Below are 17,828 nucleotides of genomic sequence, written 5' to 3'. Positions count from 1 at the left end.
AGCAGGAGCTCTTCCTGCGACTACCGCGCCGGCTCGGCGTGCAGCACCCGCAGCTCCTCCAGCACCACCGGCATGTCCGGGGCGAAGCCGCGGTCGTGGCTCGCGTGCCGCGCGAAGAAGTCCTGGTGCACCGCCCGCCAGTGCTCCAGGGAGAGGTCGCCCTCCCCCTCCGCGCGGGCGTGCTCGGCGTCCACCTCGTCGAAGGGGACGACCCGCACCCGGGTCGTCACGACGAGGGCCCGCGGTGTGCCCGACCCGTCGACGACGATGCCGAGCGTCCCCTCCTCGGGGAGGTCCTCCCCTTCGGCCTCGTAGTCCCACAGCGCCGACGCGGTCGCGGTCTTGGTGCCCGCGAGCACGAGCCCGAGCAGCTCGTCCGCCTGCTCGGGCGTGGCGCCGAAGCCCCAGGCCGGCGGGCGCAGCACCGCCAGCGGGTTCACCCCGGTGTACGAGCTGACCTGCGCGAGGTCGGCGTGCTGCTGCGCCCGCTGCCAGAAGGCTTCGATGTCGTCCATCCGGCCAGTGTGCCCGCCGTCCGGGGTCAGAAGCGGCGGCACTGGCCTTCCTTGTTGCCCTGCACCTTGTTGCGAGCACCCTTGGGCGCCGGGTAGTTGCTCTTGCACTGGAGGTTGCCGGCGACCCGGTTGTCGTAGATGTTCTTCGACCCGCTGCGGTTGCTGAAGACCTGGATGTCACCGTCGACGTAGTTGGTGCGGATGCTCGCGCCGCCGCCCGCCTCGACCTGGATGTTGCCGTCGATCCGCACACCGCTGATGGCGATGGACCTGTGGCCCTGGGTCTGGATGTTGCCGTCGACGCTCAGCTTGTTGGCCTTGAGGAGGGCGCCGGAGTCGACCTTGATGTTGCCCTTGACCCGGGTGCCGTACATCGAGCACGTCGCGCCCCGCGGGACCAAGATGTCGTCGACGACGACCTTGCCGATGTAGCCGCGGCAGACCCGTTCGTCGGCGGAGGCGCCGGGGGCCACGGCTGCGGCGGCGGTGAGGATCAGACCGCTCACGGCGACGGAGGAGAGAAGACGCTTCATGGTGGCGTGCCTTTCGACGTGGCCCGCCCCAGCGGCGCGCCTCACCGAGGAAGCTACGGAGTGTCGATGAGCTCTCGATGAGACGGACATGAGGATCTCCTCATCCGACGTCCGACCTCCCGGGCGCAGCGACCGGACGCGGGACACGCCCTTCGTCACCGGCGGAGGAGTCCGGGACGAAGGGCGTGCCCCTCCCTGCGTGGTCCTGGGCCGGGGCTCAGGAACCGTAGACCGAGCGGATGCCCTCGCGATCCGCCGCGGTCATGCTCAGGTCGTCGCTCGAGCCGTTGCACTGCGGGTAGTGCATGATCGACGCCGAGTCGTACGGGGTCAGCGGGCGCCAGCTGTTGTCCTCGAAGCAGGTGCCGGCCTCGGGGCGGGTGTGCTCGTGGCGGAAGCCGAGGGCGTGGCCCAGCTCGTGGGCCATGATGTTGGAGGGCGTCCACGAGCCGGCGGTGAAGAGCTGGCTCGTGCTGACGAGGACGTTGCGGCTGCGCTTGGGTGTGCTGGGGAAGAAGGCACGGGCGATGTAGCTCGTCGTGTTGGTCGGCTCCACGGAGAAGACGATGTTGTTGTTGCGGGTGGTGCACTTGCCGTCCTGCGACGAGACGTAGGTGAAGTCGACGCCGGAGCTCGCGGCCTCCCACTGGTTGCCGCCGTCCTGCATGGCCTGCACGACCCTGGCGTGGTCGGTGCCGAACCTGGTGCTCACGCAGTAGGTGAGGTTCTTGGCCTGCGTGGCGCTCCACACGTCGTCCTTGCCGTAAACCGTGTTGACGATCAGGGCGGAGTCGTTGCCGGGGTTGACCAGCTCGTCGTAGAACTCGCGCAGCTGCTTCTCGCCGGACAGGGGGATGTCCCCGTTGACGATGTACTGCTTGTCGGTGTCCTGGACAGTCTGCGACCGGAAGTCGGTGTAGCTCGGGTCGTCAGCGGTCCCCGCGGCGTGGCCGACGCTCGAGGCGCCGAAGGAGACGGTGGCGGCGAGCGCCAGGACGGTTGCGGCACGCTTCATGCGATTCACCCTTCGATGAGGTCCCGTGACGCGGTCGCGCCGACCGGGTGAAGGGAATGTATGACCGTGGAGCGGCCCGCTCGGCCGGGATCTCGTCAGGGTTCGGGAGGCATCGGCCTCTTCTTTGGTCAGCGCCCTGCCAGCCCGTCGACCTCCGGCCGTGGGAGCGCGGCGAGGCACTGCCCCCGGACGCAGGACACCCCCTCCGCGCCGGGGGAGGAGTGGCGCGAAGGGGGGTGTCCCTTCCCAGGGTGGTCACGAACCGGGGGGAGCGGTTCGACGACCGGGACCGAGCGATCCCCTCATGATCGGACTCGGCCACGTCCAGCGGGAGCCGGGGCTCCTGACGTCCACGCTAGGTGGCGCCCGCCCCACGACTCCACCCCCGGGACGTCAGGGTTTCGTCAGTGTCGACGAAGGCAGTGTCGACGACATCACTGCCGGCGAAGGGAGGTCAGCTCGCGTCCTCGCGCAGCCCGGCGAGGATCTCGAGCGTGCGGATCCGCAGGTCCAGCTCGGGCGCCGGGTTGGTGAGGATCAGCTCGTCGGCGTCGGCGAGGGAGGCGAAGTCGCGCAGGCCGGCGGCAACCTCGGCCGCGTCACCGGCGATGGTGTGGGTGAGCATGTGCCGGGCCTGGGCCCCGATGGCGGTGTCCATGAGCGAGTCGACCATCGCGTCGTCGATGTCGCCGCCGCCGACCCGGCCGGCGAGCATCCGCACCCGGGCGCGCAGCACGCGCTGCCGCGCGTCATGGGCCGTCGCGGAGTCGTCGGCGGCGATGACATTGGCCGCGGCGATGACGTGCGGCTCGGCCAGCTGCTCGCTCGGGGTGAACCGCTCGCGGTAGACCCGCACCGCCTGCTCGAGGGCGTCGGGCGCGAAGTGGCTCGCGAAGGCGTACGGGAGGCCGTAGGCGGCGGCGAGCTGGGCCCCGAAGAGCGAGGACCCGAGGATGTACAGCGGCACCCGGGTGCCGCGCCCGGGGTAGGCGTGGATGCCCTCGACGAGGGACTCGTCGGCGAGGTAGCCCTGCAGCTCGCGCACGTCCTGGGGGAAGGACTCGGCCGCCCTCGGGTCCGTGCGCAGCGCGCGCATCGTCTGGCCGTCGGTGCCGGGGGCCCGCCCGAGGCCGAGGTCGATGCGGCCGGGGTGGAGCTCGGCGAGGGTGCCGAACTGCTCCGCGATGACGAGCGGCGAGTGGTTGGGCAGCATGACGCCGCCGGACCCGACGCGGATGCGCTCGGTGCGCGCGGCCACGTGGGCGATGAGCACGGAGGTCGCCGCGGAGGCGATGCGCCCCATGTTGTGGTGCTCGGCGAACCACAACCTCTCGAAGGCGCCGAGCTCGTCCGCGCGTTGCGCGAGGGTGACGGTGTCGGCGAGCGCCTCGCTCACGGGCTGGTTGCGGCCGACGGTGGCCAGGTCGAGGAGTGAGAGCTGTGGGTGCACGTCCTCCACAACCCCGCACTCCCGCACCGGTATTCCACAACGCAGCGGGACGAAGGGGGAGATGTCACCCCCTTCGCCTAATCTCGCCTGCCATGGACCTCGGGGAAGCGCGCACGATGGCGCGGGCGCTCATGGACGAGCACGGGTTGGCGGACTGGCAGCTCGTCCTCGACCGCGCCAAGAAGCGGGCGGGCGTGTGCCGCGCCTCGACGTCGACGATCGGGCTGAGCGCCCCGCTCACCCTCCTGCACACCCGGGAGCAGGTGCGCGACACCGTCCTGCACGAGATCGCCCACGCCCTCGTCGGTCCGCGGGCGGGCCACGGGCCGCGCTGGCGGGCGATGGCGGTGCAGGTCGGCGCCCAGCCCGACCGTTGCCTGCCGGAGGATGCCCCGACGATCCCCGGGGCCTGGGTGGGGACCTGCCCCGCGGGGCACCGCGTCGAGCGCCACCGCCGGCCGAGTCGGGTCCTGTCCTGCCGTGAGTGCAGCCGCCGCTTCGACCCGGGAGCGGTCTTCACATGGACCCACCGGGGTCGCCCGACCCCGATGCTGGCCACCTACGTGAGGGAGCTCGCGGCCATCGAGGGCCGTGCCCGAGGGAAGGGTTGAGGACGAAACGTGGTTGGCTGGAGTCGTGAACGTGCGCGAGATCCTGCCCCCCGGAGTCGACCTGCCCACTGACGGCACGGTCACGATGTTCTCGACCTCGTGGTGCGGCTACTGCCGCCGCCTGAAGTCCCAGCTGGACCGCGAGGGCATCGGCTACACCGAGATCAACATCGAGGACACGCCCGGCACCGCCGAGCTCGTCGAGACGATCAACGCCGGCAACCAGACGGTGCCGACGGTGCTCTACCCCGATGGCTCGTCGGCGACCAACCCCTCGCTGGCCGACGTCAAGAAGGCGCTCGGCTGACCATGGCGCGCCTCTCCTCCGCGACCCGCACGGCCGTCGGCACGAGCCTCGCCGGGGGCGCCCTCACCGCACTCTCCGGGGCCCCGCACCAGCTGGGCCACCTCCTGCGCGGCCGCTTCCCGACCGTCGCGGTCACCGGCATGACCGGTGTCGGCAAGACGCGCCTGGCCGACCGGCTCGCCCGGCGCGCCTCCGCCCAGAGCACCGTGGAGGTCGGCTCCGCGACGATGGAGCGCCGCACCCGCCGCTCGGCCAAGGGTCGTGGGTTCCGCTTCCGCGTCGTCCCCGGGGACAACGCCGCGACCCGGCTCGGTGCCCTCGACGACGTCTTCCACGACGACCCGGTCGACGGGGTCATGCACGTCGTCGCCAACGGCTACGCCACCCCGCGCCGCACGGCCGGCACGAGCGGCAGCGCGCTCGCCACGCGCGAGGAGCAGCTCGCGGCCGAGCTCGAGGACTGGGTCATCACCGCCCACCGCATCGCCTCGATGGCGCTGCGCCGCGACAAGCCGGTGTGGCTGATCATCGTCGTCACCAAGACCGACCTCTACCCCGATGACGTCGACGAGGCGGTGCGCTACTACTCCCCCGGCAGCGGCTCCCCCTTCGCCGACAAGCTCGACGAGCTGCGCTCGCTCGCCGGCGGCGCCCGGCTCTCCGTCGACGTGCTGCCGATGTGCAGCGAGCCGGACCAGTCCGGCAGCAAGGCCGCGCGCAAGGACGACACCAGGCGTTGCTCCGCCCTGCTCACTGCCCTCGAGGCGCGCATGGCCCAGCTCGCCGGTCACCTCTGACCGGACGCGTCCCTCACCAGTCCGGACGCAGCGGGTAGTCGCTCGCCCCACGATCTGCGACCTTGGTCGCGAGCACGTGGTCGAGCTGGACGTCGTAGCGCTCGAAGCCCACCCGCGAGCCGGCCATGTACAGCCCCCACAGCCGGGCGGTGTCCTCGCCGACCTCGGCGACGGCCTCGTCCCAGTGCGCGACGAGGTTGGCATTCCACGCGGCGAGCGTCCTGGCGTAGTGCAGGCGGAAGTTCTCGGCGTGCTGCACCTCGAGGCCGACGTCCTGCACGGCCGCGACGATCGTGCCGACCCCGGCGAGCTCGCCGTCGGGGAAGACGTAGCGGTCGATGAAGGCGCCGGTGCGCACGGGGCGGTTGTGCGGGCGGGTGATGCAGTGGTTGAGCAGGCGCCCGCCCGGCCGGAGCCGGTCCCGCAGGAAGCCGAAGTAGGCGGGGTAGTTGGCGATGCCGACGTGCTCGGTCAGGCCGATCGAGCTCACCGCGTCGAAGTCGCGCGCGGAGACGTCCCGGTAGTCCATGTGCCGGACCTCGGCGAGGTCACCGAGCCCCTCGCGCTCGATGGCCGCGCGCGCCCAGTCCGCCTGCTCGCGCGAGAGCGTCACCCCGAGGACGCGCACGCCGTGCTCGCGCGCCGCGTGCAGCACCATGCCGCCCCAGCCGCAGCCGACGTCGAGCAGCCGCGACCCGGGCCGCAGCGCGAGCTTGCGCGCGACGAGCTCGTACTTGGCGTGCTGGGCCTCCTCGAGCGTCGCGTCGGGGGTCGGGTAGACCGCGCAGGTGTAGGTCATCGACGGCCCGAGGACCAGCTCGTAGAAGCGGTTGGACACGTCGTAGTGGTGATGGATCACCTCGGCGTCGCGGGTCCGGCTGTGCCGCACGCCCTCGACGACCCGGCGCCAGCGCGGCAGGTGCTCCTGCGGCGGGGGCGGCGGCGGGGCGAGGTGTCGGACCCCGAGGCCGCGGACGAGCTCGACGGCCTGCCGCGGGCCCGGGGTGCGCCAGCGTGCGGTGCTCGACATGAGGTCGAGGACCGGGTACGGGTCGCCGGGGTGGCAACCGGTCACCGCGAGGTCGCCGGTGATGTACGCGCGGGCGACACCCAGGTCGCCGGGCGCCGTCATGAGGTAGGCCAGCCCCCGCTCGGTCCGCAGCTCGATGTGGAAGGGGGCGTCCTCCGGTCCCGCCGTGCTGCCGTCGTACGCCGTGAAGCGGACCGGCATCCCCTCGGGCAGGTAGCCGGCGAGGGCGTCGGCGATCCTCATCACGCTCATCTGCGGTGCACCACCTTGTCGTACAGGGCGACCAGGCGGTCGTCCGGGTCGTAGCGTGCCTTGACCCGCGCGAGGTCGTCACCGCCGTACAGGCGGTCGAACTCGTCGCGGGAGTAGTAGGCCTCCGAGTAGAGCGACTTGTGGCCGCCGAGCCGGCCGAGCTCGGCCTCGACGGCCCGGTTGGTCGGTCCCTGCGGCGCGTCGTCGCCGACCGGCACGGTCCCCCAGAACCCGACGTTGACGTACGTCGTGCGCGGCTGGAGCGGGTAGGACGGCCACGTGCGCGGGCCGTCGGGCCCCTCGCGCAGACGAAGGGGGCACAGCCAGACCGGTCGCATGCCCACCTCGGCGTCGAACCACCGCAGGAAGTCGGCCAGCCGGTCGACGGTCACCTCGACGTCCTGGATGACCCGCTCCCGCTGGGGCCGCCCGGCCCACCGGTCGAGCCGGTCGACGAGACCCAGGCGCCGGTCCCAGGCGACCAGCCGGTGGTAGACGTCGGAGCGGCGCCGGCGCCGCGGCCACAGCCGGCGCACGAGCGGGTGCTGCGCGCCGAAGGCCCGCGAGCACCAGAACCAGTCGGTGTCCCACCGCCACAGGTAGTCGTGCATCGTCAGCAGGTCGGTGGAGCGCTCCCGCAGCGAGCGGTAGTAGATGCGCTGCCCGGTGTAGTCGCTCGTCGACCCCGTCTCGTGGGTCCACGTCGCGAGGGTCAGGTAGAGCTCGTCGGGCGCGAAGGCGACCCCGTCGAGCCCGTCGACCCGCACCCCTTCGTGCTCGCGCTCGGTGACGATGCGCTCCAGCGCCTCGGCGAGCGCGTCCACGTCGCCGAAGCGCAGGTGCCGCAGGGCGACCCTCGCGGGGACCGGCTCGAGCTCGATCTGCAGCCGGGTGGCGTAGCCGAGCGAGCCGTAGGAGTTGGGGAAGGCCGCGAAGAGGTCGGCGTGCTCGCCGTCGGGCCGTGCGGTGACGACCTCGCCGGAGCCGGTGAGCACGTCCATCTCGAGGACCGACTCGTGCGGGAGGCCGTTGCGAAAGCTCGTCGACTCGATGCCCAGGCCGGTGACCGCACCACCGAGGGTGATCGTGCGCAGCTGCGGGACGACGAGGGGGATGAGCCCGTGCGGCAGCGTCGCGGCCACGAGGTCCTCGTAGGTGCACATGCCCTGGACCTGCGCGGTGCGCCCGTCGGCGCCGATCTCGATGACCCCGGTCAGGCCCGAGACGTCGAGACCTGGGGCGCCGGTCTCGGCTCGGGGACGGAAGAGGTTGGACGTCTGCTTCGCCAGGCGCACGGACGACCCGGTCGGGATCCCGGCATGCGAACGGACGAGCCGCTGGACGGCCGCCTCGTGGGCGGGCCAACCGGTGACCTGCATCACGCCGACATCCTAGACCCGGGCGAAGTCCGCGACGAGGTCGAGGCACTCGCTCGGCGCCTCCCACAGGTCGTTGTGCGTCCGTCCGGGGACCACCACCCGGCGCACCTCGCCGATCGACCCGGCGAGCGCCTCGCTCATCGCCGGCGGGACGAGCGTGTCCCGCTCCCCGTGGACGAGGAGGGTCGGGACACCGATGCGCCCGACGACGGCATCGGTCTCCCAGCGGTCCGGCACGAGCTGGCGGGGGAAGACCCGCACGACACGACGCACCATGGCGACCATCGAGGTGAAGGGCGAGACGAGCACGAGGCGACCGGTGCCCTCCGCGTCGTCGAGGACGCCGTCGGCCGCGAGGTGGGCCGCGACGGAGGACCCGAGCGACTCGCCGACGAGCACGGTGCGCTCGGCCGGCAGGGCCAGGTGGGCCAGCCCGTCGTGGGCCGCTGCGAGGATCGCGCGCTGGCTGGTCCGGGTCCCGGCGGCCGGCCCGTAGCCGGGGTACTCCACCGCCGCGAAGCCCAGGTGGTACCGGGCGAAGAGGCCCGCGAGCGGCGCGACGGAGGCGAGGTCGGAGCCGTTGCCGTGCAGGTAGACGATCGTGCGACCCCCTTCCGGCGCGGGGCGATGGAGGAGGTGGGTGCCCCCCTTCGTCGTCTCGTGGTCGGTGGCTGTGTACGGCGGGACGGGGTAGATCAGGCGCCGCAGCATCTACAGCTCCGCGGGGAGCTGCTCGAGCAGGCGCCCGTCGCCCGGGTCGGCGTCGGGCAGCACGCCCTCGGTGTCGATGAGGTAGACCTCGTGGCCGTCGAGACGCAGGCGGCGGATCGCCTCGAGGAGCATGACGCGGGCGGGGCCCTCGAGGGAGTGCACCCCTCCCAGGTCGACGGCGACGAGCCGCTCGGCCGGCGGGTCCTCGGCGAGCCGGCGCAGCACGCGCTCGGCGCCGGTGAACCCGATCGTGCCGGAGAGCTCGAAGACGCGCACCGCGTCCTCGCCGCTGCCGACCACCCGGGTCGCGTGGACGACCGAGCGGGCGGGCGGCGCGACCTCCATGAGGTGCAGGCCCATGTCGCGCGAGAGCCGCTCGAAGACCTCGACGCCGCGCACGCTGTTGCCGTGCGCGTCGAGCCGCGGGGAGAACGTCGCGATGCCGACCTGGCCGGGCAGGGCCCCGATGATGCCGCCGCCGACACCGCTCTTGGCGGGGATGCCGACGGAGGAGACCCAGTCACCGGCCGAGTCGTACATGCCGCAGGTGAGCATCACGGACAGGAGGTGGCGCACCTGGCCGCCGCTGAAGACCCGCTTGCCGGTCACCGGCTGCACGCCGGCGTTGGCCAGGGTCGCGGCCATCATCGCGAGGTCCTCTGCCGTGACGAGCACGGAGCACTGGCGGGCGTAGGCGGAGACGACGTCCTCGGGCGAGTCGGTGATGATGTCGTGGCTGCGCAGCAGGTGGGCGATCGCCAGGTTGCGGTGGGCGGTGTCCATCTCGGAGCGCCACACGTCGTCGTCGACGGCGAGCTCGCGCCCGGCGAGGTCGCACAGCAGCCCGTGGATCGCCTCGAAGCGCCCCATCGGGCTGGCGTCCGGCCCGCCGACGAGCGCGTGGGTCGTGATCGCGCCGGCGTTGATCATCGGGTTGCGCGGTCGCCCGGTCGTGGGCTCGAGCGAGAGCTCGTCGAAGGGGTCACCGGACGGCTCGACGTCGACCTTCGCCAGCACCGCCTCGAACCCCAGCTCGCGGACGGCCAGCCCGTAGACGAAGGCCTTGGAGATCGACTGGATCGTGAACTCCCGCCGGGCGTCGCCCACGGAGTAGAGCGTCCCGTCGACGGTGGCCATGGCGACGCCGAAGAGGTCGGGGTCGACGGTGGCGAGCTCAGGGATGTACGTGGCGGGCTCGCCCGTGCGGGTCGCGGAGCACGCCTGCGCGACCTCGGTCAGGTAGTCGGGCACGGGGGAGTGCATGTCCCGATCCTGTCACGCACCGGGGCGCCGCTCGTCGCCGATGACGACGGGCGCGACGACTTCGCCCGTCGCGCGGCCGCGGTCGTCGACGAGCCACCCGAAGCGCTTGAGCGTGCGCAGCATGACGACCGACTCGACGAGCGCGAGCCATGGCAGGCGGTCGGCGAGCAGCCGCTCCAGGCGCATGAGGTCGGACGGCGAGCGCGCCCACACGGACACGAGCAGGTTGCTCTCCCCCGTCGTGGACACGCACAGCCGCAGCTCGGGGAGGGTGGTCAGTGCGGCGACCGTGCGCTCCTTGGCCTCCTCGGGCACCCGGGCGAACCACGTGCAGTGCAGCGCCCAGAGCGTCGGGTCCTGCGCGATCTCGCAGCGGAAGGCCAGCTCCCCCGTCGCGATGACCCGCGCGAGGTGGCGCCGGACGGTCGCCGGGTTGCGGCCGGTCGCGCGGGTGATCTCCGCGGCGCCGACCCGCCCGTCGGCGACGAGCGCCTCGATGATCGGCCCGGGGTCGCGCGGCATGGTGGCCGGTCCGGGGGGGGTCTGGCGCCGGGCGCTCGCGAAGCCCTCGCGCTGGGCCTGGTCGAGCGACTGGAGGCGCCAGTCGCGCCCTTGGCGGTGGATCTGCAGCGCGAGCGAGGTCCGCTGCCGCTGCACCCCGGGCAGGGCGGGCAGCTCGTCCAGGAGGTAGCCCCCGAGGGCGGTGAGGTCCCGAGCCATGACGGTGACGAGCAGGTCGCGACCGCGAGCGCTCTGCTCGATCGACAGGGCCCGCGGGTCGCGCATCAGAGCCGCGAGCGCCCCGGCGTGCCGGCCGGGCTCCAGGTCGACCTCGACGAAGGCGGTGAGCACCCCGCCGCCCTCCCCGGACGGGTGGGTCACGACCCAGGCGAGCCCCTCGCGGCGCAGCCGGTCCCACCGTTGCATGAGCGTGACCGGGCTGGTGCCGAGGATGCGGGCGGCCTGCGCCCACGGCACCCGCGGGGCGATCTGCAGCCCGTGCAGGAGCTGCAGGTCCAGCTCGTCGAAGGCCGTCGTCTGCACAGATCCTCCTCGATCCTCCGGCTGACGTCACGAATCCGTACGTCTAACCGCTCGTTGCGCTCGAGGATCCCACACTGGTCGGCAGCCCCAGGGACCGAGCAACGACGCCGGAGGAACCACATGACCCTGCTGGACGACGCCGGCACGCTGCGCGATGAGATGACCCGTCTGCGCCGCGACCTGCACCGCGAGCCAGAGATCGGGCTCACCCTGCCCCGGACCCGCGACCGGGTCCTCGCCGCCCTCGGCGGCCTCCCGCTCGAGATCACCACCGGGCGCTCGACGACCTCGGTCACCGCCGTCCTACGCGGCACCGTCCACGACGGGACGAAGGGGGCCGCCCCGGCCGTGCTGCTGCGCGCCGACATGGACGGGCTGCCGGTGCAGGAGGCGACGGGCCTCCCCTTCGCCTCCCGGGTGGACGGGGCGATGCACGCCTGCGGGCACGACCTGCACACCGCGATGCTCGTCGGCGCCGCCCACCTGCTCGCCGACCGGCGCCACCGCCTCGCCGGTGACGTCGTCCTGATGTTCCAGCCCGGCGAGGAGGGCTGGGACGGCGCCGCGCACATGGTCCGCGAGGGCGTCCTGGACGCCTCCGGCCGACGGGTCGAGGCCGCCTACGGGCTGCACGTCTTCTCCTCGCTCGACCCCGCCGGGCAGTTCCGCACCCGGCCGGGGCCGATGCTCGCCGCCTCCGACGGCCTCTTCGTCGAGGTGCACGGCGCCGGCGGTCACGGCTCGGCGCCGCACCTGGCCCAGGACCCGGTCGTGGCCGTCGCCGAGATGGTCACCGCGCTGCAGACCCTCGTGACCCGGCAGGTCGACGTCTTCGACCCCGCCGTCATCACCGTCGGACGGCTCGAGGCGGGGACGCGGCGCAATGTCATCCCCGACACCGCCTCCTTCGACGCGACCGTGCGCACCTTCTCCGCCCGGACCCGCGAGCTGCTCGTCACCGCAGTCCCCCGTCTGCTGGAGGGCATCGCCCACGCACACGGCGTCGAGGTGACCGTCCGGTTCGAGGCCGAGTACCCGGTGACCGTCAACGACGTCGACGAGACCGCCTTCGCCGCCACCACGATCACCGAGCTGCTCGGCGAGAGACGGGGCGAGGAGATGACCCACCCGCTCACCGGGTCCGAGGACTTCTCCCGGGTCCTCGACGAGGTGCCGGGCAGCTTCATCGGCCTCGGTGCGACCCGCCGGGGCGCCGACCCGGCCACCGCCCCCTACAACCACAGCCCCCGGGCTGACTTCGACGACTCCGTCCTCCCGGACGGCGCCGCCCTGCTTGCCGAGCTCGCCACCCGACGGCTCGAGACCACCCCCGCCAGGAGCGCCTGATGTCCACCCCCATGACCACCCCGACCACCGCCCCCGCGACGCCGCAGCAGAGCCGGGCCAAGACCGTCGTCGGCACCGGCGTCGGCAACGCCCTCGAGTGGTTCGACTGGGGGATCTTCGCGATCTTCTCCCCCTTCTTCGCGACCCAGTTCTTCAACCCCGACGACCCGGTGTCGGCCTTCCTGTCGACGCTCATCGTCTTCGCGGTGGGCTTCGCCGCCCGCCCCTTCGGCGGCTTCCTCTTCGGCTGGATCTCCGACAGGCGGGGGCGCAAGTTCGCCATGGCCGCGACCGTCGGCGCCGCGGCCCTCGGCAGCATCCTCATCGCGGTCGCGCCGACCTACGGGCAGATCGGGGTCTTCGCCTCCCTCGTCCTCGTCCTCGCCCGGCTCATCCAGGGCCTCGCGCACGGCGGCGAGCTGCCGTCGGCGCAGACCTACGTCTCGGAGTTCGCCGACAACCACAACCGCGGCCTGTGGGCGAGCCTCATCTACGTCTCGGGCACCCTCGGCAACGTCCTCGGCGTGCTCGTCGGCGTCGTCCTCACCGGGATGCTCTCGACGGCGGACATGCAGTCGTACGGGTGGCGCATCCCCTTCGTCATCGGCGGGCTCTTCGGCATCTACGCGCTCGTCATGCGCAGCCGGATGCACGAGACCGTGCACTTCGAGGCGGAGATCGAGCCCACCGCGGACGGCGGGCCGAGCCTCTGGTCCGAGATCTGGACCCACCGGGCCTCCGCCGCCAAGGTCATCGGCCTCACGGTCGGCCTGACGATCGCCTTCTACACGTGGGCCATCGCGGCCCCCGCGCACGCGATCGCCACCCTCGGCATCGACGCCCAGCACGCCCTGTGGGCCGGTGTCGTCGCCAACCTCGTCTTCATCGCGATCCTGCCGGCGTGGGGTGCCCTGTCGGACCGGATCGGCCGCAAGCCGGTCTTCATGGCCAGCGCACTGGGGATGGCCGCGGTGTCCTTCCCGCTGAACTCCTACCTCCAGGACTCCGCCGTCCAGCTCGCCGTGTCGATGATCGTGGCGCTGGTCTTCGTCGCCGCGGCGGCCGCGATCCTGCCGGCGGTCTTCGCCGAGATGTTCCCCACCCGGATCCGCACCATCGGCGTCGGCATCCCGTACTCGATCGCCGTGGCCCTCTTCGGCGGGACTGCGCCCTACCTCCAGGCGTGGATGGGCAAGGAGATCGGCCCCAACGCCTTCGTCACCTACTCCGTCGCAATGCTGCTCGTCTCGGCCGCCGTCGTCCTGACGATGAAGGAGACCAAGGGCACGGACCTGCGCTCACAGGCGTGAGGGACGCACACCTCTGTCACGGACTCCACGGGCGTGGCCTGCCAGGGGTCGACGAGGTACCGGTTGAAGCCGAGGACGGCGACCGGGTCGTCGACGCCTCCCCGAGCTGCGAGGGTCAGCCCCTCGGAGCGGACGAGCTCGCCGATGCGGGCGTGTGCCTCGCTGATGAGCGTGCAGGTGCCCTGACAGCGTCGGGTCGGACTCCCGGTACTCCGGGTCGTGCTCGAAGACGCCGCACGGGGCGCTCGGCATGATGCCCTGGCGGGCGATCTCCGGCATGAGCTCAGCCCAGAGCCGGCCCTCCTCGTCGTAGGCGGGCACGGTGCCGCGCAGGGCGACGACGGTGCGGGTGGGGATGGTCTCGCGGGTGACGGTGATGGCAGACATGGTGGAGCCCTCCTCGTCGAGGAGCTGGTTGATGAGGGCCAGTCGCTCCACGGCCGCGCGCAGCTCGTCGCCGAGGGACTCCCGCTGCACGGCGAGCGCCTGACGGTAGGTCTCGGTGCCGTGGGCGGCGAGGAGGACCGAGATGGCGGACACCGTGAACCCCACGTCGCGCAGTCGGCGCACGTGCGCTGCCTCGACGGGTACGAGGATGCCGTGATCGCCGTAGTGGCGCAGCATCCGGACGCTGAGCCGGGGCGGGAGGAGGACTCGGGTCAACCCCCTCACCAGATCGACTCGACCCACTCCGGGTGGTCGATGAAGGGGTTGCGGTTGCCCTGCCAGTTGGCGTGGATCCGCTCGTTGCGGCGCTGCTCGAAGGCGTCCGGCGGGTCCTGCTGGCTCCACTGCTTGAGCACCGAGACGCGCCCCATGTACGGGGTGGAGCCGTTGCCCACGCGGTCGTTGACCTCGAGGTCGACCACGTCGCCGACCTCGTAGCGCACCGACATGTAGAAGATCATCCGGGCGACGTCACCCTTGACCGCGTCCCGCGGCTCCCAGGAGTCGCCGTCGGAGTAGTTGCCGGGCGCCTCGGTGCTCTCGCTGCCGCCGTCGTCGAAGTCGAGGTTGCCGCGGGCGCTGTTGACCGTCACGTCCGTCGGACGCAGGTGGTGCAGGTCCGTGCCGGGTCCGGCGGTCGTGCCGAAGTCGCCGTGGCTCTTGGCCCACACGTGCTCACGGTTCCAGTTGTCCACTCCCCCACCGTTGTTCGACTTCGGTGAGCTCGTGCCCTTGTAGAGCAGGACGACGTTGTTGGTGTTGCGCGGGTCCTCGTCGACGTCCTTGATGCCGTCCCAGACCTGGTCGTAGGACAGGACCCGGTTGTTGCTGATGATCTGGTGCAGCCGCGCCTCCAGCTGGCTGCCGGTGAGGCCGGCGGTCCCGTCATAGTAGCTGCCCGGGTCGGTCGGCTCGCCGGGGTCGGTCGGGTCGCCGGGGTCGCTCGCGCCCGCGGGCGAGATCGCGCTCGTGCTCTTCATCCCCGGGTGCGAGAAGTACGCCGACAGCGCACCGGTCGCGTCGATCTGGTCGCCCATGCGGTCGGGGTTGGACGCCAGCCCCCACTGCGAGCGCAGCGCGCTCGGCAGCTGCACGTAGAGCATCCGCGCGGTGTCGGTCTCGGACGGGCTGGCCGCGATGGCCAGGGCGTAGTCGTTGGGGAAGCCGCTGCGCACGACGGTGCTGGTCGCCGTGGGCTGCCCGACGACGTACCCGCGCGCGGTCTGGGTCGACCCGTCCTGCCGGCCGATCGCGTCGGCGACGGTGAGCAGGGTGGTCGCGACGGCCACGGCCGAGGTGGGTGCAGCCGGGGTGACGGCCTGCGAAGGGAGGGACGGGACGGCGACGAGCAGCGCGGCGGCGCCGACACCGGCGAGCCGAGCGAGCATGCGGGACATGGGTGGACCTCACGGGTGGGGGCTGGGGTGTGCCCAGCCTCACCGCCCGTGAGGTCCGGTGGGTGAACTCCTGGTCAGGGACGGGTCGAGGTTCTCCCCCTTCGTCCCCGGCGCGGGATCAGATCGTCGCCGCGTCGATGACGAAGCGGTAGCGCACGTCCGAGGCGACGACCCGCTCCCAGGCCTCGTTGACCTGGTCGGCGGAGATGACCTCGATCTTGGCGCCGATGCCCTGCTCCGCGCAGAAGTCGAGCATCTCCTGGGTCTCGGGGATACCGCCGATGTTCGAGCCGGCGAGCGAGCGGCCGCCCGCGATGAGCGAGAAGGCCGGGACCTCGAAGGGCTCGACCGGGCCGCCGACGTTGACGAGCGTGCCCTCGGGCGCGAGCAGGCCGAGGTACCGCTGGATCGGCAGCTGCGCACTCACGGTGTTGAGGATGAGGTCGAACTGCCCGGCCAGGTCCTCGAAGGTCGACTCGTCGCTCGTCGCGCGGTAGTCCGTGGCGCCGAGCGCGAGGCCGTCCTCCTGCTTCTTCAGCGACTGGGACAGCACGGTGACGTCGGCGCCGAGCGCGACGGCCAGCTGCACGCCCATGTGGCCGAGGCCGCCGAGACCGACGACGGCGACCTTCGAGCCCTCACCGACCCCCCAGCGGCGCAGCGGCGACCACGTCGTGATGCCGGCGCACAGCAGCGGCGCGGCGACGTCGAGGTCCAGGCCCTCGGGGATCTTCAGCGCGAAGTCTTCCGTGACGACGACGTGCGTCGAGTAGCCGCCCTGGGTGATGGTGCCGTCACGGTCGGTCGCGTTGTACGTGCCGATCGACTGCGGGCAGTACTGCTCCTTGCCGGCCTTGCAGGCATCGCACTCGCGGCAGGAGTTGACCAGGCAGCCGACGCCGACGCGGTCGCCGACCCGGTGCCGGGTGACGTCGGAGCCGACCTCGGCGACGGTGCCGGCGATCTCGTGGCCGACGACGAGCGGGTACGGGGCCTGGCCCCACTCGCTGCGCGCGGTGTGGATGTCGCTGTGGCAGATGCCGGCGTAGGCGATCTCGATGAGGACGTCGTTGGGTCCGACGTCACGTCGCTCGATGGTGGTGGCGGACAGGGGGGCGGTGGCGGACGTGGCCGCCCATGCCTTCACGGTGCGCACGGGGGTTCCTCTCGGACGACGAAGGGGGGACCCGCCCAGTCAACTCCTGCCCTCCCCCTGCGACCAAACGACCGCTCCCGACCCGGCACTGCCCCGGGGCAGTGCGGACTCGGGGTCGACGACGTCGCGGAGGTCGTCGAGGGCGGCGCGCAGGGCGCGAGCACGGCTGGCACCGAGGACGGCGGTCCACTCGTCATCGGTCTCGGCCTCCGCACGGCGGGCGTGCGGGATCAGCCCGCGGCCACGCTCGGTGAGCACGACGAGTCGGGCGCGTCCGTCGCTCGGGTCGAGCTCGCGCGTGACGTACCCCGCCCGCTCGAGGCGGTCGACGAGCGCGACGGCGGTCTGCTTGGCGACCCGGGCGCGCTCGGCGAGGACGACGAGGCGGGTCCCCCCTTCGTCCATCCCGGCGAGCAGGCGCCCCTGCGCGCGGGTGATGTCGTCGTGCCCGGCCTCGGCGAGGCGCGCGAAGACCCGGTCCTCGGCCGCACGGTGGGCGAGGAACATCAGCATGCCGAGCGGCAGCTCACGGGGCACGGGCACCTCCTGGTGGGTCTCCTCAGGGACCAGATGTAGTCCTATGATCGTACTATCACGTCGCGAGAGGGGACGGCCATGGACACCGAGAGCATGTGGAGGGCCGTCGACGAGGGCCGGACCCGGCTCGCGGGCCTGGTGCGGCCGCTCACCGCACCCCAGTGGGCCACGGGCTCGCTGTGCACGGGCTGGACCGTCCGGGACGTCCTCGCGCACGTGACCATGCCGCTCATGGGCAACGGGGCCCTGGCCGCGATGGCGCTGCGGCACCCGGGCGGGATCAACCGGCTGATCCGAGAGGGCTCCCGGGAGATCGCGCGGCGCCACACCCCGGAGCAGCTCGTGGACCGCCTGGAGCAGCTCGTGGGCAACCGCCGCACCTTCCCCGGGCTCAGCGTGCGCGAGGTCCACCTCGACCTCCTCGCCCACACGCTCGACATCGCGCTGCCGCTGGCGCTGGACCCCGACCTTCCCGTCGACCACCTCCGGGTGGCCGCCGACCACGCCCTGCACCTGGCCGGGGGCAGGAAGGGCAAGGTCTTCGAGCACCTGCCTCTCGACCGGGTGCGCCTGCAGGCGACCGACACCGACTGGTCCCACGGCAGCGGCCCCGAGGTCACCGGCGCGATGTCCGACCTCTACCTCCTCGTCACGGGCCGGCGGGCGGGCCTCGGACGGGTCACCGGACCCGGGGTCGCGGCGCTCAGTCCCTGAGCCTCCCCGAAGA

At 72.4% G+C, this 17,828-nt stretch carries 19 protein-coding genes; 6 read left to right on the top strand and 13 right to left on the bottom strand.

Annotated elements, in window-relative coordinates:
* Positions 1–20: 20 nt before the first annotated feature.
* The 4 genes from JT1_RS14730 to JT1_RS14715 all read right to left on the bottom strand — a co-directional run bounded on the left by JT1_RS14730 (position 21) and on the right by JT1_RS14715 (position 3,513).
* Positions 21–515: an ASCH domain-containing protein gene (locus tag JT1_RS14730; RefSeq protein WP_068328089.1), complete on the bottom strand. Its 495-nt coding sequence runs from the start codon at positions 513–515 to the stop codon at positions 21–23.
* Between the two features lie 26 nt (positions 516–541).
* Positions 542–1,048: a hypothetical protein gene (locus JT1_RS14725; RefSeq protein ID WP_068328087.1), complete on the bottom strand. Its 507-nt coding sequence runs from the start codon at positions 1,046–1,048 to the stop codon at positions 542–544.
* 217 nt (positions 1,049–1,265) lie between these two features.
* The gene (locus tag JT1_RS14720) at positions 1,266–2,063 is read right to left on the bottom strand and encodes a M57 family metalloprotease (protein WP_068328082.1); all 798 of its coding nucleotides are present in this window, start codon (positions 2,061–2,063) and stop codon (positions 1,266–1,268) included.
* A 454-nt stretch (positions 2,064–2,517) separates the two neighbouring features.
* Positions 2,518–3,513 (bottom strand): LLM class flavin-dependent oxidoreductase, encoded by a 996-nt coding sequence (locus JT1_RS14715; protein WP_068329342.1) that lies wholly within the window; start codon positions 3,511–3,513, stop codon positions 2,518–2,520.
* A 92-nt stretch (positions 3,514–3,605) separates the two neighbouring features.
* Between JT1_RS14715 and JT1_RS14710 the strand changes: the two genes are divergently transcribed.
* From JT1_RS14710 to JT1_RS14700, 3 genes are all read left to right on the top strand, one after another.
* Positions 3,606–4,124, top strand: coding sequence for a SprT-like domain-containing protein (locus tag JT1_RS14710; protein WP_068328074.1), 519 nt, complete (start codon positions 3,606–3,608; stop codon positions 4,122–4,124).
* Positions 4,125–4,209: 85 nt separating this feature from the next.
* A complete protein-coding gene (locus tag JT1_RS14705; protein ID WP_068329341.1) occupies positions 4,210–4,431 on the top strand; it encodes a mycoredoxin in 222 nt (73 codons plus the stop codon).
* A 2-nt stretch (positions 4,432–4,433) separates the two neighbouring features.
* Entirely contained in the window at positions 4,434–5,228 is a 795-nt protein-coding gene (locus JT1_RS14700) for a GTPase domain-containing protein (RefSeq protein ID WP_068328071.1), read from the top strand.
* A 13-nt stretch (positions 5,229–5,241) separates the two neighbouring features.
* Here the strand turns inward: JT1_RS14700 and JT1_RS14695 are convergent, their stop codons facing one another.
* Genes JT1_RS14695 through JT1_RS14675 form a run of 5 tightly spaced genes read right to left on the bottom strand, consistent with a single transcriptional unit; the run spans position 5,242 to position 10,907 of the window.
* Positions 5,242–6,510, bottom strand: a complete 1,269-nt coding sequence (locus JT1_RS14695; RefSeq protein ID WP_068328066.1) for an SAM-dependent methyltransferase — start codon at positions 6,508–6,510, stop codon at positions 5,242–5,244.
* Positions 6,507–7,889 carry an FAD-binding oxidoreductase gene (locus JT1_RS14690; protein WP_068329337.1) on the bottom strand — a complete coding sequence of 461 codons (1,383 nt, stop codon included), beginning with the start codon at positions 7,887–7,889 and terminating at the stop codon, positions 6,507–6,509. Before JT1_RS14690 ends, JT1_RS14695 begins: the two co-directional genes overlap by 4 nt.
* Positions 7,890–7,901: 12 nt before the next feature.
* Positions 7,902–8,600: an alpha/beta hydrolase gene (locus JT1_RS19005; RefSeq protein WP_068328064.1), complete on the bottom strand. Its 699-nt coding sequence runs from the start codon at positions 8,598–8,600 to the stop codon at positions 7,902–7,904.
* Positions 8,601–9,863: a glutaminase gene (locus JT1_RS14680; protein ID WP_068328061.1), complete on the bottom strand. Its 1,263-nt coding sequence runs from the start codon at positions 9,861–9,863 to the stop codon at positions 8,601–8,603.
* 12 nt (positions 9,864–9,875) lie between these two features.
* A complete protein-coding gene (locus tag JT1_RS14675) occupies positions 9,876–10,907 on the bottom strand; it encodes an Lrp/AsnC family transcriptional regulator (protein ID WP_068328049.1) in 1,032 nt (343 codons plus the stop codon).
* Positions 10,908–11,027: 120 nt separating this feature from the next.
* On the opposite strand from JT1_RS14675, the gene JT1_RS14670 reads away from it, so the two are divergent.
* Together JT1_RS14670 and JT1_RS14665 are read left to right on the top strand one after the other, a co-directional pair.
* Entirely contained in the window at positions 11,028–12,254 is a 1,227-nt protein-coding gene (locus JT1_RS14670) for a M20 metallopeptidase family protein (RefSeq protein ID WP_068328038.1), read from the top strand.
* A complete protein-coding gene (locus JT1_RS14665) occupies positions 12,254–13,564 on the top strand; it encodes an MFS transporter (protein ID WP_255218336.1) in 1,311 nt (436 codons plus the stop codon). The genes JT1_RS14670 and JT1_RS14665 overlap by 1 nt, the downstream gene beginning before the upstream one ends.
* Here JT1_RS14665 and JT1_RS14660 read toward each other — a convergent pair.
* The 4 genes from JT1_RS14660 to JT1_RS14645 form a co-directional block, all read right to left on the bottom strand.
* Positions 13,553–14,227, bottom strand: a complete 675-nt coding sequence (locus JT1_RS14660) for a MerR family transcriptional regulator (protein ID WP_174522860.1) — start codon at positions 14,225–14,227, stop codon at positions 13,553–13,555. The two genes, JT1_RS14665 and JT1_RS14660, sit on opposite strands and share 12 nt — an antisense overlap.
* A gap of 5 nt (positions 14,228–14,232) precedes the next feature.
* Positions 14,233–15,408, bottom strand: coding sequence for an endonuclease (locus JT1_RS14655; protein ID WP_082807698.1), 1,176 nt, complete (start codon positions 15,406–15,408; stop codon positions 14,233–14,235).
* 118 nt (positions 15,409–15,526) lie between these two features.
* Positions 15,527–16,564 carry an NAD(P)-dependent alcohol dehydrogenase gene (locus tag JT1_RS14650; protein ID WP_068328033.1) on the bottom strand — a complete coding sequence of 346 codons (1,038 nt, stop codon included), beginning with the start codon at positions 16,562–16,564 and terminating at the stop codon, positions 15,527–15,529.
* Positions 16,565–16,603: 39 nt separating this feature from the next.
* On the bottom strand, positions 16,604–17,101 hold the full coding sequence (locus JT1_RS14645; RefSeq protein WP_255218335.1) for a MarR family winged helix-turn-helix transcriptional regulator: 498 nt from the start codon (positions 17,099–17,101) through the stop codon (positions 16,604–16,606).
* 78 nt (positions 17,102–17,179) lie between these two features.
* Between JT1_RS14645 and JT1_RS14640 the strand changes: the two genes are divergently transcribed.
* A complete protein-coding gene (locus tag JT1_RS14640; protein ID WP_068328030.1) occupies positions 17,180–17,815 on the top strand; it encodes a maleylpyruvate isomerase family mycothiol-dependent enzyme in 636 nt (211 codons plus the stop codon).
* The last annotated feature ends 13 nt before the right edge of the window (positions 17,816–17,828 follow it).

This window comes from Janibacter terrae NBRC 107853 (assembly GCF_001591405.1).
In the GTDB taxonomy this organism is placed as follows: Bacteria; Actinomycetota; Actinomycetes; order Actinomycetales; family Dermatophilaceae; genus Janibacter; species Janibacter terrae.
This window is presented reverse-complemented; position numbering and strand designations above follow the sequence as displayed.